Annotated in this window: 15 protein-coding genes; 3 read left to right on the top strand and 12 right to left on the bottom strand. The window is 57.9% G+C overall.

Annotation, left to right across the window (positions count from 1 at the left end; translation table 11 throughout):
• Nucleotides 1-73 precede the first annotated feature (73 nt).
• The gene (locus AVI_RS03745; protein ID WP_015915082.1) at nucleotides 74-595 is read right to left on the bottom strand and encodes a glycosyltransferase family 2 protein; all 522 of its coding nucleotides are present in this window, start codon (nucleotides 593-595) and stop codon (nucleotides 74-76) included.
• A 270-nt stretch (nucleotides 596-865) separates the two neighbouring features.
• On the opposite strand from AVI_RS03745, the gene AVI_RS03740 reads away from it, so the two are divergent.
• On the top strand, nucleotides 866-2,023 hold the full coding sequence (locus AVI_RS03740) for a PA0069 family radical SAM protein (protein WP_015915081.1): 1,158 nt from the start codon (nucleotides 866-868) through the stop codon (nucleotides 2,021-2,023).
• 575 nt (nucleotides 2,024-2,598) lie between these two features.
• Nucleotides 2,599-3,261, top strand: coding sequence for a ribonuclease HII (locus AVI_RS03735; RefSeq protein ID WP_417883371.1), 663 nt, complete (start codon nucleotides 2,599-2,601; stop codon nucleotides 3,259-3,261).
• A gap of 156 nt (nucleotides 3,262-3,417) precedes the next feature.
• Here AVI_RS03735 and AVI_RS03730 read toward each other — a convergent pair whose 3' ends face one another.
• From AVI_RS03730 to AVI_RS03680, 11 genes are all read right to left on the bottom strand, one after another.
• Complete coding sequence (locus AVI_RS03730) at nucleotides 3,418-3,903, bottom strand: F0F1 ATP synthase subunit B (RefSeq protein WP_015915079.1); 486 nt, start codon at nucleotides 3,901-3,903, stop codon at nucleotides 3,418-3,420.
• Nucleotides 3,904-3,907: 4 nt separating this feature from the next.
• On the bottom strand, nucleotides 3,908-4,492 hold the full coding sequence (locus AVI_RS03725; protein WP_015915078.1) for a F0F1 ATP synthase subunit B: 585 nt from the start codon (nucleotides 4,490-4,492) through the stop codon (nucleotides 3,908-3,910).
• Nucleotides 4,493-4,571: 79 nt separating this feature from the next.
• Entirely contained in the window at nucleotides 4,572-4,799 is a 228-nt protein-coding gene (locus tag AVI_RS03720) for a F0F1 ATP synthase subunit C (RefSeq protein ID WP_003588243.1), read from the bottom strand.
• A gap of 67 nt (nucleotides 4,800-4,866) precedes the next feature.
• Nucleotides 4,867-5,619 carry a F0F1 ATP synthase subunit A gene (locus AVI_RS03715; protein WP_015915077.1) on the bottom strand — a complete coding sequence of 251 codons (753 nt, stop codon included), beginning with the start codon at nucleotides 5,617-5,619 and terminating at the stop codon, nucleotides 4,867-4,869.
• 76 nt (nucleotides 5,620-5,695) lie between these two features.
• Entirely contained in the window at nucleotides 5,696-6,043 is a 348-nt protein-coding gene (locus AVI_RS03710) for an AtpZ/AtpI family protein (protein WP_015915076.1), read from the bottom strand.
• Nucleotides 6,044-6,351: 308 nt separating this feature from the next.
• Entirely contained in the window at nucleotides 6,352-8,256 is a 1,905-nt protein-coding gene (locus AVI_RS03705) for a potassium transporter Kup (RefSeq protein ID WP_015915075.1), read from the bottom strand.
• Nucleotides 8,257-8,271: 15 nt separating this feature from the next.
• Complete coding sequence (locus AVI_RS03700) at nucleotides 8,272-9,249, bottom strand: magnesium transporter CorA family protein (protein ID WP_041696265.1); 978 nt, start codon at nucleotides 9,247-9,249, stop codon at nucleotides 8,272-8,274.
• Nucleotides 9,246-9,533: a hypothetical protein gene (locus AVI_RS03695; RefSeq protein WP_041696262.1), complete on the bottom strand. Its 288-nt coding sequence runs from the start codon at nucleotides 9,531-9,533 to the stop codon at nucleotides 9,246-9,248. Before AVI_RS03695 ends, AVI_RS03700 begins: the two co-directional genes overlap by 4 nt.
• 77 nt (nucleotides 9,534-9,610) lie before the next feature.
• Nucleotides 9,611-10,771 carry an iron-sulfur cluster carrier protein ApbC gene (apbC, locus tag AVI_RS03690; RefSeq protein WP_015915073.1) on the bottom strand — a complete coding sequence of 387 codons (1,161 nt, stop codon included), beginning with the start codon at nucleotides 10,769-10,771 and terminating at the stop codon, nucleotides 9,611-9,613.
• Between the two features lie 586 nt (nucleotides 10,772-11,357).
• Nucleotides 11,358-12,605 carry a CmpA/NrtA family ABC transporter substrate-binding protein gene (locus AVI_RS03685; protein WP_234895240.1) on the bottom strand — a complete coding sequence of 416 codons (1,248 nt, stop codon included), beginning with the start codon at nucleotides 12,603-12,605 and terminating at the stop codon, nucleotides 11,358-11,360.
• A gap of 93 nt (nucleotides 12,606-12,698) precedes the next feature.
• Nucleotides 12,699-13,439 carry a LuxR family transcriptional regulator gene (locus AVI_RS03680; protein WP_409050064.1) on the bottom strand — a complete coding sequence of 247 codons (741 nt, stop codon included), beginning with the start codon at nucleotides 13,437-13,439 and terminating at the stop codon, nucleotides 12,699-12,701.
• A 759-nt stretch (nucleotides 13,440-14,198) separates the two neighbouring features.
• Here AVI_RS03680 and AVI_RS03675 point away from each other — a divergent pair.
• Nucleotides 14,199-15,095: an SMP-30/gluconolactonase/LRE family protein gene (locus AVI_RS03675; RefSeq protein WP_041696260.1), complete on the top strand. Its 897-nt coding sequence runs from the start codon at nucleotides 14,199-14,201 to the stop codon at nucleotides 15,093-15,095.
• Nucleotides 15,096-15,139: the final 44 nt, after the last annotated feature.

Below are 15,139 nucleotides of genomic sequence, written 5' to 3'. Positions count from 1 at the left end.
AACACTGGCTGGACCGATATGGGGGCAAGCCGAGCACCAAGACTTAAAGCCCGCAGGCCCTTAACTGGCAATGTTAAGCCCGTGCCTGACGGACAGCCCAAGCTGGCACCATTTCACTGGACAGCGCCCTGCCCCTCAGCCCAGCGACCAGATCAGCGAGCTTCATGCCCGTCTTGACCAGGGATTGAGCTTGGCTCTTTCGCAGCAGAAATCCATGTTCCAACGGCGGACCGCGCCGGATGAAGCGCCGAAAAAACGGACGCTTATGATGCCGTGAAGGTGAAAACCGGGCCGGCGCGCTGTTCAGTGCCACATATTCCGCTACTTCCTCGATCCATCCAGAGGATGGCCGGGCGCCTGGCTCGACCAGGAGCAACCATTCGCCCCTGGCTGCCGCAACCACCTCTCGCAAATCCCAGATCATGTGAAATCGGCAGCCCGCTGCATCGGCCAACCGCGACGTCCCATCGCTGGACCCATGATCCAGAACAACCACGTCACAAATAATACCCTGCACCGCCCCGGCGACAAGGGTGGTCAAGGTTTGCGCCAATTCGCTTTCCTGATCGCGGCATTCGATAATAACAGTCAACATGCGTTACTCATACCGCAATGCATCATGCTTTACCACGGGTGAACCGTGCTTGACTGGAATTTGATCGAGGACAGATCGGCAAGTGGATAGAGCAGGACATGCTGTTTTTTACTTCTCATTGCGACGATTTAATATATTTTTTGGTGTATTTGTGATTTTACACAATCCGGGATTACGTTTTCGAGATTGGTATTTTGTTCTTGCATTGTTCTCATTTTAGCGTTAGATCTGAGCTCATGAAAGGGCCGGTTGGCCCGTCAGGAGTTCCAAATGACCGTACTGTCTGATGTCAGGCAGGCTGCCTTTCAGCCTGCCAATACGGCGGATATTGCCGACGCGCTGCTGGTCGCCTCAGGGCTTCGGGTGGATGGCGCACGCAGGCGCGGACGCGGCGCGGGTCTCAATCCCTCCGGGCGTTTTGAAACGCTGGAGCGGCAGCTGGAAGACGATGGCTGGGCAAGCCTCGAAGACATGCCCCCTTTCCGCACTGAAGTCCAGGTAGAGCGGCCAAAGACGGTGATTACCCGCAATGATTCGCCGGACATTCCCTTCGATCGTTCGGTCAATCCGTATCGCGGCTGTGAGCATGGTTGCATCTATTGTTTTGCCAGGCCGAGCCACAGTTATATGGGCCTGTCTCCAGGGCTTGATTTTGAAGCCCGGTTGTTTGCCAAGCCGGATGCGCCGAAGCTGTTGGAGCGGGAGCTGTCCAAGCCAGGCTACAAGCCTCGCACCATCGCCATCGGCACCAATACCGATCCTTACCAGCCCATCGAGCGGGAATGGCGGATCATGCGGCAATTGCTTGAGGTGCTGAAAGAGGCCAATCATCCGGTTGCCATCGTGACCAAGTCGGCAATGGTGCTACGGGACATCGATATTCTGGCCGATATGGCCGAAAAGGGCCTGGCCAAGGTCGGTATTTCAGTCACCACACTGGACCGCAAACTGGCCCGGACCATGGAGCCCCGCGCCTCGACCCCAAGCCGTCGGCTGGAGGCGATCAAGGCCCTGAGCGAGGCTGGCATCTCGACAAGCGTCTTGGTGTCGCCGGTCATTCCCGCCCTGAATGATCATGAAATTGAGCGTATCCTCGATGCCGCCAAGGCAGCCGGAGCCTCGGAGGCGAGCTATGTCCTGTTGCGCCTGCCGCTGGAGGTCAGCCCGCTGTTTCGTGACTGGCTGCTGCAACATTATCCTGACCGCTATCGCCATGTCATGTCGTTGGTGCGCTCAATGCGCGACGGCAAGGATTACGATGCGGAATTCGGCAAGCGGATGAAAGGCACCGGCCCCTATGCCTGGCAGATCAGCCGCCGTTTCGAGATAGCCACCAAACGTCTCGGCATGGGCCGTCGGAGCATGCAATTGCGCGACGATCTGTTCATCCCGCCTATGGGCAATGGTGTGCAGCTATCGCTGCTGTAACGAACCATTGTTCGGCTTGGCAGCGCGGGCGCAAGAAAGTGAAAGCTTTGGCGTCTCCGCCCCTGGCCTCGGACTATCCATCCAACCCGGCACCACGCACAAAAATTTCAACCTTCTCTTTCCGAGGCCACACCGCCTACCGCAAGGGCGGCCCTCGGAAATGCCGGAAGCGGTTTCCTTGACCGCTTGTCCGGCGCGGCGTCGCGTCTCGGGTAGAAGGATCGACCCCTTTCGATCCATCTGCATCAAGGCGACGCCGAAGCCTTTTACCAACAGCCACTAACAGTGGCTGTTGGTATTCTGCCGTCTTGTCCATTTGAGATAATCTTACTGGCCGCCAAAGCAGGGATGCATGAGGTTCTTCCAACATTGGCAGTTGTCATAGCCTGCCCCTACCTATGCTTGTTACGACCTCGGTCCGATGCAATAATGTCGCCATGGCAGGCATGGCTGTCACAATAAGAAATGCCGCTGTAGCTCTTTATGCCTGTTGCATAATTCTTTCAGCCGATTCTGGTTTCAAGAATTATGCAACAGGCTTGCAAGCCGGGCGGATGATGTGCGAGGTCTGCGGCATGCCAAAACGTTCTCCATCCGACATGCCCGATCTTTTCACCCTGCCCCTGACCGGGCCGGATTTTTCGCTGGAAGAGAGTTTCAAAGCCAAAGGTTGCTGGCCAGTGGCGGGCACGGATGAGGCCGGACGCGGCCCACTGGCCGGGCCGGTGGTGGCCGCAGCGGTCATTCTTGACCCCGACGCCATTCCTGATGGTCTCAACGATTCGAAAAAGCTTACCGCTGCCAAACGCGAGGCGCTTTTTATTCAGATCCTGGCAACGGCAACGGTCTCTATCGCCTCTTCAGGCTCCGATCATATCGACCGGCGGGATATTCGCAAAGCCAGCCTCGACGCCATGCGCCGGGCCGCAGCCGGGCTTTCACTCGCCCCCGCCCATCTGCTTTGCGATGGCCGGGACGTTCCCCCAGGCCTAATCTGCGGAGGCACTGCCGTCATCAAAGGCGATGCAAGATCGCTCTCCATTGCCGCCGCATCGATTGTCGCCAAGGTCATGCGAGACCGGATGATGACGCGCGCCGCCCTGGTCTTCCCCCAATACGGATTTGATGCCCATGCGGGCTACGGCACCAAGGTCCACCAGAAAGCCATCGCCGATCATGGTCCCTGCCCCCTTCACCGGATGAGTTTTAGTCCTCTGCGCCTACAGGATGAACGGTGAAGAAATGGGAATATGTTCGGTACAAATTGCAACAGAGATATTTCCATTTTTCTTTTCGAAAAACGGGTTCGATAGTCGTCTGAGTAACACTGCAAACACCCAGACATAAAAAAGCCGGGCTGAACCCGGCTTTCAATTCATCCTTGATGAACAATCTCAGTTCAGACGGTTTTTCACTTCGCTGACAGACGAATTAAACAGGCCTGACTGCAACTGGGCGTCGACTTTCTGCTTCAACAGGGTCTCTGCAGCCGAGATTGCAAGATCGACAGCAGCCGAGCGAACCGCATTGATGGCGTCGGTTTCGGCCTGCTTGATCTTCTGTTCCGACAGCGCATTGCGGCGCTGAACGAATTCCTCGGTCTTCTGACGGGCTTCTTCCGTCAGGGCGGCTGCTTCGCGCTCGGCGGCGGTAACGATGGCCTGAGCTTCCGCTTCAGCCTGTTTGCGCTTGGCACGATATTCCGCCAACAATTGCTGGGCTTCTTCCCGCAGGCGCTTGGCTTCCGCCAATTCGTCACGGATATTGTCTGCACGTGCATCCAGCGACTTCGCCATCATGCCCGGGACTTTGAGATAGGCAATCAGTGCCAGAAACAGCACCAGGCCAACAAAAGCGAAGAAAGTTGCATCATATTGCATCGGCTCAGCCCCTCTTGCCAGCGGCAACAGCCGATTGCGCATCTGCTACGGTGACATTTGCACCGGTCAGTTGCTCAACGATGGCGGCAACGGTTTCCGTAGCAATCGTGTCAACCTCGGCAAAAGCCTTGGTCTTGATTGCTGCAATGCTGGCTTCCGCAGCAGCAACCTTGCTGGACAGCTCAGCCTCGACAGCAGCGCGGTCGGCGGCAGCCTTGGCCTTGGCGGCTTCCCGCGCGGCAGAGGCTATCTGGTTGCCCTTCGCCTTGGCGGCGATCAATTCTTTTTCATAGGTCTCGACTTCGGCATCCGCTTCCGCCTTCAGGCGGCTGGCCTCGTCGATATCCTTGGCGATCCGGTCGTGACGATTTTCGAGGATACCGCCGACGCGTGGCACGATGACCCGCTGCATCAGAATGTAGAACAGGCCAAAAGTGATGACCAGCCACAACAACTGCGATGGGAAGGTAGAATGGTCGAAGGGCGGAAATACGCCTCGTCCATGTCCGGCTTCCGCGGGAACGCCGGTTTCCGTGTGGGTCTCAGCCGCTGCCGGGACTTCCTCGGCATAGGCGGGGGTAACGAACATACTCGCCTCCAGTATCCTGCTAATACAAAAGATCACGGCCGACATCGAAGGCCGGCCGTGATCCTGAATTGCGCTGAAATCAGACAGCGAACAGGAGCAGGAGGGCTACGAGCAGCGAGAAGATGCCCAGAGCTTCCGTAACGGCGAAGCCGAATACCAGACGGCCGAACTGGCTGTCAGCGGCAGACGGGTTGCGCAGTGCGCCCGACAGGTAGCTGCCGAAAATGTTGCCAAGGCCGAGAGCCGTGCCGGCCATGCCAAAGCAAGCCAGACCTGCGCCGATGAACTTTGCTGCTTCCGCTTCCATGAGAGTACTCCTTTGAAATGGTTATTGCGGCGAATGACTGACGCTTGTTACGCCAATGTCGATATCCTTAGTGCCCACCGGGATGGATTGCGTCGTTCAGGTACATGCAAGTCAGTACCGCGAAGACGTAAGCCTGAAGGAAGGCAACCAGGAACTCCAGACCGGTCAGTGCGACGGTCATAGCGAGAGGAAGGAGCGCGCCACCGACGCCAAGGGCGCCAAGGCTGCCAAGCGAGGCAACGAAGCCCGCAAACACCTTCAATGTGATGTGGCCTGCCAGCATATTGGCAAACAACCGGATCGACAGAGAAATCGGGCGCGACAGAAACGAGATCACCTCGATCGGCACCACGAGTAACAAGAGAGCGCCAGGGACGCCAGAGGGCACGAACAAATTGAGGAAGCCAAGGCCGTGCTTATAGAAACCGTAGACCAACACCGTGCCGATCACAAAAATCGCCAACGCAAAGGTGACGACGATCTGGCTGGTGATGGTGAAGAAATAGGGCATCATGCCGAGAAGGTTCGCGGTCAACACGAACATGAACAGCGAGAACACCATGGGGAAGAATTTCATCCCGTGGCTGCCCGCCCCTTCCCGCAGCATCGACGCCACGAATTCATAGGACATTTCCGCGACCGACTGCGCCCGACCGGGGATCAGGCCGCGATTGGATGTGGCGAAGTAGAGGAAGCCAGCTGCGCAGGCCACCGTCGCCACCATGAACAGCGAGGCGTTGGTGAACGAAAAATCAATGCCGCCAATCTCGATCGGAACAATCTTGTGGATCTGGAACTGATGGGTCGGATCGTTTGACACCTGGTGATCTCTCTCGCTTTTGCCACCCTCAGGCAGCGTTCCTTACCTCGTCCGCCGGATGCAGGCATCCGCCGTGTTATTTCCCTTTGCCGTCCGAGCTGCGATCCGCAGGATGAGGCGAAGCCACCTTTCCCGCCGCACGCAGCACGTTCAGCACACCGGCGCAAAACCCCAGCAACAGAAGGACGATAAGCCCCCAAGGCGAGGTTCCGGCAAAATGATCGATCAGGAAGCCCAGAATGATACCGACGATGATGGCGGAAAGGAATTCGCTGGAGAGCTTCATGGCCTGAGCATAACCTTTTCGGCTTGCCTGTGCCCGCTCGTCCTGTGCGGCCTCTTCCCCCGTCCGCAGATCTTTCGCAGCCAGCTTGGCTCCGAGATGGCTGCGACGCCGTTCCAATTCTCTTTCCTGATCGTCCATGCGCCCTCCCCGTCCGATCCCGGTCCGGCTGCTAAAGCCTTGTCCGAGTATGCAAACAGCTCGGATTTACACATGGTCCGACCGGTTCTGAATTTGGCCGCACCATAATTTTGCGAGCTTTGATAGTCAAGGCATTGCCAAGGGTTGTTTCACGACAAATTAACCGAATAAAATCAGTTTGTTAGCCGAAATTTTGGAATTCCCCACAGAAAGTGGCATGAAAAAGCCGCGTTCCGGGCGGTGAATTCCCGGAATCGGTGCGGCTTTGTGGCGATGCCCGTCGCGCGAAACACCGCCACAAATAACCCTCAGATGATCACATGCGAGCCAAGTTCGACGACACGATTGGCCGGAAGCCGGAAGTAATCCGAGGGGTCGGTTGCCGAATTGGCCAGCGCGATGAACAGCCTGTCCTGCCAGTTTGGCATGCCTGCCTTGGCGTCCGGCACGAGCTTGCGGCGGCCGAGATAGAAGGAGGTGGACATGATGTCGAATTTCAGGCCGCCCTTGCGCAGTTTGGCCAGCGCCTGCGACACATTCTGCTGTTCCATATAGCCGAAGCGGATCTCCACCCGGCTGAACCGCTCCGACAGGCTCTCGGCCACGAAGCGTTCCGCTTCGCTGGCGCGGGGCCGGTTGACGGTCTTGATGGTCAGGATGATGTTTTTCTCATGCAGAACGTGGTTGTGCTTGAGATTATGCAGCAGGGCAGCAGGCGCCGTTTCCGGGTCGCTGGTCAGGAAAATTGCCGTCCCCGGCACACAGACCGGCGCATGCTCGCTCTTGCGCTCCACCGAGGAAATGAACGAGGACAGCGGAATATCGGCATGGCGGGTCTTGGCAAACAGGATGGCCGTTCCACGCCGCCATGTCCACATGACGATGGTGAAGCCAGCCGCGAACAGCACCGGAATATAGCCGCCATCGTGGATCTTCAGCAGGTTGGCGCCGAGGAAAACCGTTTCCAGAGCCAGAAGCGGTACGATCACCAGCAGCGCCACGAAAACCGACCATTTCCACTTCTTGCGCACGAATTCAAACGCCATGATTGTCGTGACGACCATGGCGCCGGTGACGGAAATACCATAGGCGGTGGCCAGCGCGTCGGAGCTTTCAAACAGTAGCACCAGGCTGAGAACGCCAAGCAGCAGCAGCGTGTTGACGGCAGGAAGATAGATCTGTCCGGTATTGGTTTCCGAGGTGAACAGGATCTCCATGCGCGGCAGGAAGCCTAGATGGATGGCCTGACGCACCATGGAAAACGCCCCTGTTATCACCGCCTGGCTGGCAATAACGGTGGCCGCCGTCGCCAGGATGATGACCGGCAGGATGGCCCAGCTTGGAAACATCAGATAGAAAGGGTCCGATGCCATGGCCGGGTCCTTCAGCACCAGCGCGCCCTGGCCGAGATAGTTAAGCACCAGAGCCGGAAACACCAGCACGAACCACGCCCACTGGATCGGACGACGGCCAAAGTGGCCAAGGTCGGCATAGAGTGCTTCGGCGCCGGTGACGGTCAGGAAAACCGCGCCCAGCACGACGAAACCGAGAAATTTCTCCTGAAACAGGAAGGTCACGGCATGAATCGGATTGAAGGCCCGGAAAATCGCCGGATCGTCGAAAATATGGCCGATACCGCCTGCCGCCATCACCAGGAACCAGACCACGGTGATCGGCCCGAAGAAATTGGCGACCGCGCCCGTACCGCGCGACTGCACGGCAAACAGCACGATCAGGATCACCACCGAGATCGGCACGATAAAGCCGGAGGATTGCGGCGCCACCAGTTTCAAGCCTTCCACCGCCGACAGAACCGACAGTGCAGGCGTGATCATGGCATCGCCCAGAAACAGCGCCGCCCCGACCAGGCCCAGCACCATCAGCACGACGGTATGACGCCCGGCCGACTTGCTGAGCAGGGCCAGCAGCGACAGGGTGCCGCCTTCGCCGTCATTGTCGGCGCGCAGCAGAAACAGCACATATTTCAGCGTGACGATGATCGTCAGCGTCCAGACGATCAGCGAAGTCAGGCCGATCACCTCGAAACGGGTAATGCCGTCATGGGCAATTGGCTTCAGCGCCTCGCGAAACGCATAGAGCGGGCTTGTGCCGATATCGCCGTAGACGACGCCGACCGAACCGAGCGCCAGCAGCATCAGGCTGCGCAGGTCTTTCTTTTCGGCCGGTGCTGCGTGGGTGTTTTCCTGGGACATCAATCTTACAGGCTCTCAGAGCCAGCCTTTCGAGCGGAAGAACAGGAAGGGAATGATCGCGGACAGAACCATGACGATCAGAGCAAATGGGTAGCCAAGCAGCCACGTCAACTCCGGCATGACCTGAAAGTTCATTCCATAGATGGAAGCGACCAGCGTCGGCGGCAAAAACACCACCGATGCAATCGAGAAAATCTTGATGATCGAATTCTGTTCGACATTGATCAGACCAAGCGAGGCATCAAGCATGAAACTGATATTGCTGGCGATGAAACCGGCATGTTCGGACAGGGATTGAATATCATGGGCGACGACCTGACAGAGGTCGCGGGCTTGCGCATTGGACTTGACCGGTTCCACCGACAGCAGGAAGGACGACAGCCGCGACAGCGATGCCAGGCTGTCGCGCGTCTTGCTGACCAGCCGATGATGGCTGGCGATATCGAACAGCCGGTCCTCCAGAAAGCGCGCCGCCCGGCGCTTGGTCCGGCTGCGATCGACGAACACATCGCCGGACAGCGCATCGACCCGCATACCGGCAATTTCCAGAATTTCGGCGGTGCGGTCGACCACCGTTTCCAAAAGACGCGCCAGCATGACAGCGTTGGAGGTGCAATGGGCCTGATTGCGGCTGAGGGCTGCGGTAAACAGGCCAAAGGCACGGGGCTCGGCGTAGCGCACGGTGACCAGACGCCCTCCGCCCAGAATGAAGGCGACATCCGCCAGATGCGGCAGGTCCGATTCGGCCTTACAGAGCAGCGATGCGGTCATGTAAACGCCATGATCGTCCATATACAATCGGCTGGAGGGCTCGATATCCTTTAGGTCGTCACGGGTGGGAAGCGGCAGGCCCAGCAAGCGTTCGGCCAAAGCCTCCTCTGTCCTGTCAGGATTGAGAAGATCGAGCCATAGAACATCTTTGTCCAGCACCGCTGGCGCATCGCTGGGCAGGATCATATCTGCCGTCCCGTCACACCTGTAAGCTTTGATCAAACGTTCGACACCTTTGCCCGATGACGGACAGTGCCGCCAGCCGCAGCATTTTCATGGACACCCATGAAAACCTGCGATGATTTACCCTTGCCCATGCGCGTGACTATCATTTCCCATAGCGGGAAGACATGTTCCTGCCCATGATCCATGCTCAGCGGGCAAGCAATAGCACCTGCCGTGAGGATGGCAAGGGCAATTGCGCGCAGGCATTTGATCCTGATCAATGCAACCTGAAGAAATTTCCCCGACAAAGCCTCCGCCAGGGTAGCGAGATCCTGTTGCATTTCCGCCGGAACCCTACAACGGTGCGGTTCGCCGTTGCAGTATCAATCTGCAACGGCGGCTCTATTCTGTGCTGACCTCATTCAAAGGTAATGGTCGGCGCCTGTCTTGTTGAATGCCGTTCGACCTCGCGCCAGACGCGGGTGGCGATCTCACGGTACACCAGCGCCTGGGGGCTCTCCGGCTCGGAAACCACGACCGGGGTGCCTGCATCGGAATGTTCGCGGATGGAAATGGTCAACGGCACTTCACCCAGGAATGGCGCACCAATGGCTTCGGCTTCGGCTTTGGCGCCACCATGACCGAAAATATCGTAACGGGCGCCGGTATCGGGAGCGATGAAATAGCTCATGTTCTCGATGACGCCGAGCACCGGCACTTCGACCTTCTTGAACATATTGATACCCTTGCGGGCATCGATCAGCGCCAGGTCCTGCGGGGTGGAGACGATCACCGCACCACTCAACGGCACTTGCTGGGCCATGGTCAATTGCGCATCGCCCGTGCCGGGCGGCATATCGACCACCAGCACGTCCAGCTCGCCCCAGGCCACTTCGCGCAACATCTGCATCAGGGCCGATTGTACCATCGGGCCGCGCCAGATCATCGCGGTGCCCTCATCCACCAGAAAGCCGATGGACATCGCCTTCAGGCCATAATTTTCCATAGGCACGATAATGCGCCCATCGATCTGCTGCGGTCGCCCGGAAATGCCAAGCAGGCGCGGCATCGACGGACCATAGACATCGGCATCGAGAATGCCGACCTTCAAGCCATTGGCCAGCAAGGCCAGAGCCAGATTGACCGCCGTGGTGGATTTGCCGACGCCACCCTTGCCGGAAGCCACCGCGATGATGGCGCCGATGCCGGGAATGCCAGCCTTGGCCGGGCGGGCCGGCTGGCTTGGAGCTGGTGCATGAGAATGTCCGTGTGAATGGGAATGGGAAGGACTGGTGGCCGAGGGTGCAGGCGGCGTCGATGGCGATCCGGCCTTGCGCTCGGCTGTCAGGCTGACAAGCGCTCCCTTGACGCCGGCAAGCGCCTTGACACTGCGCTCCGCCGCCTGGCGCAAAGGCTCCAGCTCCCGGGCGCGCTCCGCCGGAACATTAATGGAGAGATAGACCTTGGCGTCGGAAATGAACACGTCCGATACCATGCCCAGATCGACAATATTGCCTTCGAGATCGGGGCCGCGCACCGTCTTCAGAGCTTCAAGAACAGTGTTTTTATCGAGCGTCATGGATCCGCTTCCTTGGTGAAGGCCGGGAGACTCGACTGGAAATTGTCCGCGCCCGACGAAACGTGTGAGTGACGCTCAAATAAGGTTTTATCGCCTGCAACGGAAGAGCCAAAAACAAACGCCGCCAAAACCATTGCCCTGAGGCACGGTTAAGGCGGCGTTTTGTGAGGGCGATTTCCAGACCGCCCTTCTCCAAGTCCCCTCTGGACCCTGTTGCTGTATTGAAAGCACAAACCGTGCCAACTCGAAAGATTGGGCTTTTCACCCGGTAAATCCTGTCAAATCACCGGAGACGCCGCCAATTGGCTGAAGAAATCACCACAATCCAGCCGCGCCATTCCGGCAATTGCTTAAAAAACAGCCGCGCCAACGCTTTGAACATTCACGTCATAGGGTTTCTGTGCTGCAATCTTAATTTCTCGGAACCGCTAGTGGCCCGATTCCGACATTTGCATCCGTTTGCAGCACCCTCGAGAGCAAATGTCGGAATCGTCAGGACCACGAGCAAGTCTCTGTTTCTAGTGGAATTTAAGAATTTGACATTTGATCCTCGAGGGTGCCGCAAGGGGGGTATCAAATGTCAAATTCATTCCACTAGCGAAGCGGCAAGATAGTCCTCCAGCCGGTCAGGGTCGAAGACCCGTCCATCGAAAAATCCGTCCGGGCCAAGCAGCAAACGGCCATTGCTAGCGCCGACATAATCAGCTGCCGCCATCGCCCCTTCCACCTTGATATTTGCGCCTGGCATGGCGGCGAAGACCGGCCTGAGGGCGCGGCGATAAAGATCCGGGCGATAGGTTTCGAGCACCGCGGCAATCCGCTCACGGGCATGGACAACGTGACCGCAAAGGACCATCTGGCTATAAAACCACAGGGCATGGCTGGCCCAGGGGAAATTGGCGGCCTTGCGCTCCAGCACCAGAAAATCCTCAAGCGGCTGAACCTCTCCCGGCGCGGTTACCAGATCGCCGGTCAGGCCGGGTAACAAAAGCCGGCCTTCGACACCGAGATAGCGGGGGGCCGCCATGATACCGGCCAGTTCCTCGGTATTGCCGGGATTGCCGCACCATTGCGCGGCGCGGTAAAGCGCTCGGATCAGCGCATCGAGCGCGGCGGGATTGTTCTCGCCCCACTGCCTGCTAATGCCGAGAACCTTGTCCGGACCGCCGCGCCAGATAGCAGCGGCCACAGCAACAATGCGTCCGACCTGCTGGTCCACCGCAACACTATTCCACGGTTCCGCCGCGGAAAATCCGTCGAGCACGCCCGCACTAAGCCCATCCGCCATTAGCGGCGATGGCAATGAGACCATTTCGACCTCACTGCCACGGTCCAGATTGCAGGCAGCAAGCCAGTAGCGCAGATAATAGGCCTGGCTGGAATGGGTATCGCCGACGGCAATCCGCAAAGGCGGCAGGGACTTAGCGCGACGTTTCTCCACCACTCGTTTCAGTGCGGCACCCGCCGCCATCGGCTCCAGAAGGTGGCTTTCCCAGCCTGCCCGTTGCATGGCTGTTGCAAGCGCATTCGACACAGTAAGCGCGCCGCCACCCAAATTGAGAGCCATGGGGACCAGCAGAGCGGGGCCCAGCGGCGAAAAACCGAGATTGGCGGCCAGCGCAAAGGGGCCAGGCAGATGCGCGCCATCGAAATGACCGACCGTCAGGCGGTCGCGGATCTGGGTCCAGGAGGTTTCGCGCACCAGGCGCAGGGTCAGGCCTTCGTCGGAGGCAAAGCCTTTTTCCACCGCCGCAACCAGTGGGGCGCTATCGAGACATGGCATGTAGCCAAGAGTGACATGCAAAGAGATGTGCTGACCCATTGCAGCATACATGCCGCAAACCGCTGCCTCAGGCAAGTTGCACCTGCCGGAGAAGGCCGTCCTTCGGATGCATTATTCAAGACATCGAAGATGTCTCACGCATTCCTATTTGATCAGGCTCAACCGTAGCGCCTTCGCGACCGCCTGGGTGCGGTTCACGGTATCCAGCTTGCGGGTGGCGCGGTTGAGATAATGATTGATCGTATGTTCTGACAGGCCCATGATCTCAGCGATTTCAACGGAGGTCTTGCCCGCCGCCGTCCAGGTCAGACATTCGATCTCGCGCTCCGTCAGCGTTTCGGTGACCCGTGCATCCAGTTCGCGAATTTCGGCAAGCCGGTTGAACACATGCCCGGCCAGATATTGCAGCAGCACCATGTCGACGAAGGAAAAGGCTGGCATTTCACCGCAAATATTGACAGCGCCCCGGTTGCCATGGGCATCATGAACCGGAAAACAGGCGCCGCGCGGCATGCCGAACCGCAAAAACAGGTCCGTCGCCAGCTCGACAGTCTTGGGATCGCGTTCGCGGGCGACCACATGCACATCGAAAACAACGGGTATAGAGGTGTTGCGCAACCGGTTGAACATCGGGCTGGACGACAGCAGGGACGCCATGTCGTATTCGCTGAGAAAATCAGCAGGCCAGTTGGTGATGACCGAGCTGCCGGTCAAAGTTTTTGCACCAGCCGAAGGCACATTCATGACCATGAAACCCTTGGCGCCGAAAAAGTCAGTCAACCGCTTCATCAGCCTGAAAACGTCAAACTGGGTCTTATAGCCACTTAATTCGCGCACATAGCGTTCTGCCGTCGCAAATTTCGAGGCCGCATCTTCGGCAACCATTGCCATATGGACCAGATCGTCACCCATCGATAAAAAGCCTTGTTCTCTTTACATATCGCGACCGCGTCGCAACCCGTTGCAGACCTGCTATAGCCGGACATTGCGAAAATTGAATGCCGACTGCATTCCGGCAGTTACAGCCAAAAACATTGATAACTAAAAAAGCCAGTCCTGAATAATTTAACGAAGCCCTCTATCCATTCACTTATCTTCCGGTCATTTATTTAAGTCCTGCCGTAACAGAAAAAGGCTCCCGGTCTTATCGTTTGGCGATAACGATGCCCACCCGAACGCAATTGCCCATCCTATAGATCGACCATCCTGCCAATACCAAGGCCTGAAACCAGGTTTTTAGAAAATTCTATCGTCTAAGCCGCGAAATAGGCCAACGCCACAAAACAGGTTCGCACATCAAGTATTCCCTGTTTTGCTTGCGCGACGTTGACCAATACGACGGCCATGCCGGCCTGGATGTGAAACCGCCGTCATCGCACGCAGTTTATTTTGCCTGGCATTGTCATTCGTACCAAATCGGCTGTCGTGGAACCATCCGAGCGGCTCGAATCGCGTTCTCTGCGGTCTAGATGAAACGCGATTGGCAAAACCGGTTTCCACTTTCCCTGGAAGGCACTACAGCGCCGTGCGCCCTATATGGCGACAAAGGTTCGCTGTAGTGCTTTATATCCGCTGCATAATTTCTCCTTAAATCGATTCCGATTTCAAAAATTATGCAGTAGACAAGAGAGCCACAGCGATTGGATGAAGGAGACCATCTTGCAAACAGCGTATTCCGGCACCGTCCTGGTCGATACCCGCCTGCATCTGGGTGAAGGCCCGACCTATGACGTCGCGCGTGACACCGCCTGGTGGTTCGACATTCTCGGCAAGGGGCTGATCGAGCATCGGTTTGCCACGGGCGAGACGATCCGCCACGATCTGCCGATGATGGCCAGCGCGTTGGCGACGATCGATGCTGAACGCCAGATGCTGGCGACGGAACAGGGTATTTTCATCCGCGCCATTGCCAGCGGCGAACTGACTTTGCTGACTGCGCTGGAACCGGAACGGCCCGGCAATCGCTCCAATGACGGGCGGGTCCATCCTTGCGGTGCACTGTGGATAGGCACGATGGGCAAGACGGCAGCCGATGGGGCTGGTGCGATCTATCATGTGGCGGGCGACAAGGTGACTCGTCTTTATGATAGCATCAGCATTCCCAACGCCATCTGTTTTTCGCCGGATGGAAGCCTCGGTTACTATGTCGACACGCGGGTCAATACGCTGATGAAGGTCAGTCTCGATCCGGCAACCGGCCTTCCGACCGGGACGCCATCCGTCCATATCGACGGACGCGGCAAGGATGGTGGCATCGACGGTGCGGTCTGCGATGCCGAGGGCGGCTTGTGGAATGCCCGTTGGGGCGTTGGCGCCGTCGATCACTACGATAGAACAGGACAGCACCTGGCGCGCTACCGGCTTCCCGCTGCCCAAACCACCTGCCCGGCCTTTATCGGTGCCAAGGCCGACCGCCTGTTGGTCACCTCCGCCACCGAAGGGCTCGACGCCGATGGCCTGGCCGCCGATCCCCATGGTGGCAAGACCTTCGTCCTCGATATCGCGGTCAAGGGCAGACACGAGCCAAGCTTCCGCTTGTAAAGCCCAGCCTCACACTCCTCAACCCTTGGTCTTTGAACGAGGCG

This window comes from Allorhizobium ampelinum S4 (assembly GCF_000016285.1).
Classification (GTDB): domain Bacteria; phylum Pseudomonadota; class Alphaproteobacteria; order Rhizobiales; family Rhizobiaceae; genus Allorhizobium; species Allorhizobium ampelinum.
This window is presented reverse-complemented; position numbering and strand designations above follow the sequence as displayed.

Excerpts from the sequence above, each read along its gene's own strand:
- AVI_RS03705 (WP_015915075.1), bottom strand. The coding sequence starts at position 8,256 with ATGTCCCAGGAAAACACCCACGCAGCACCGGCCGAAAAGAAAGACCTG.
- AVI_RS03695 (WP_041696262.1), bottom strand. The coding sequence starts at position 9,533 with ATGCAACAGGATCTCGCTACCCTGGCGGAGGCTTTGTCGGGGAAATTT.
- AVI_RS03725 (WP_015915078.1), bottom strand. The coding sequence starts at position 4,492 with ATGTTCGTTACCCCCGCCTATGCCGAGGAAGTCCCGGCAGCGGCTGAG.
- AVI_RS03735 (WP_417883371.1), top strand. The coding sequence starts at position 2,599 with ATGCCAAAACGTTCTCCATCCGACATGCCCGATCTTTTCACCCTGCCC.
- AVI_RS03745 (WP_015915082.1), bottom strand. The coding sequence starts at position 595 with ATGTTGACTGTTATTATCGAATGCCGCGATCAGGAAAGCGAATTGGCG.
- AVI_RS03720 (WP_003588243.1), bottom strand. The coding sequence starts at position 4,799 with ATGGAAGCGGAAGCAGCAAAGTTCATCGGCGCAGGTCTGGCTTGCTTT.
- AVI_RS03740 (WP_015915081.1), top strand. The coding sequence starts at position 866 with ATGACCGTACTGTCTGATGTCAGGCAGGCTGCCTTTCAGCCTGCCAAT.
- AVI_RS03710 (WP_015915076.1), bottom strand. The coding sequence starts at position 6,043 with ATGGACGATCAGGAAAGAGAATTGGAACGGCGTCGCAGCCATCTCGGA.
- AVI_RS03680 (WP_409050064.1), bottom strand. The coding sequence starts at position 13,439 with ATGGTTGCCGAAGATGCGGCCTCGAAATTTGCGACGGCAGAACGCTAT.
- AVI_RS03685 (WP_234895240.1), bottom strand. The coding sequence starts at position 12,605 with ATGTATGCTGCAATGGGTCAGCACATCTCTTTGCATGTCACTCTTGGC.
- apbC (WP_015915073.1), bottom strand. The coding sequence starts at position 10,771 with ATGACGCTCGATAAAAACACTGTTCTTGAAGCTCTGAAGACGGTGCGC.
- AVI_RS03730 (WP_015915079.1), bottom strand. The coding sequence starts at position 3,903 with ATGCAATATGATGCAACTTTCTTCGCTTTTGTTGGCCTGGTGCTGTTT.
- AVI_RS03675 (WP_041696260.1), top strand. The coding sequence starts at position 14,199 with ATGAAGGAGACCATCTTGCAAACAGCGTATTCCGGCACCGTCCTGGTC.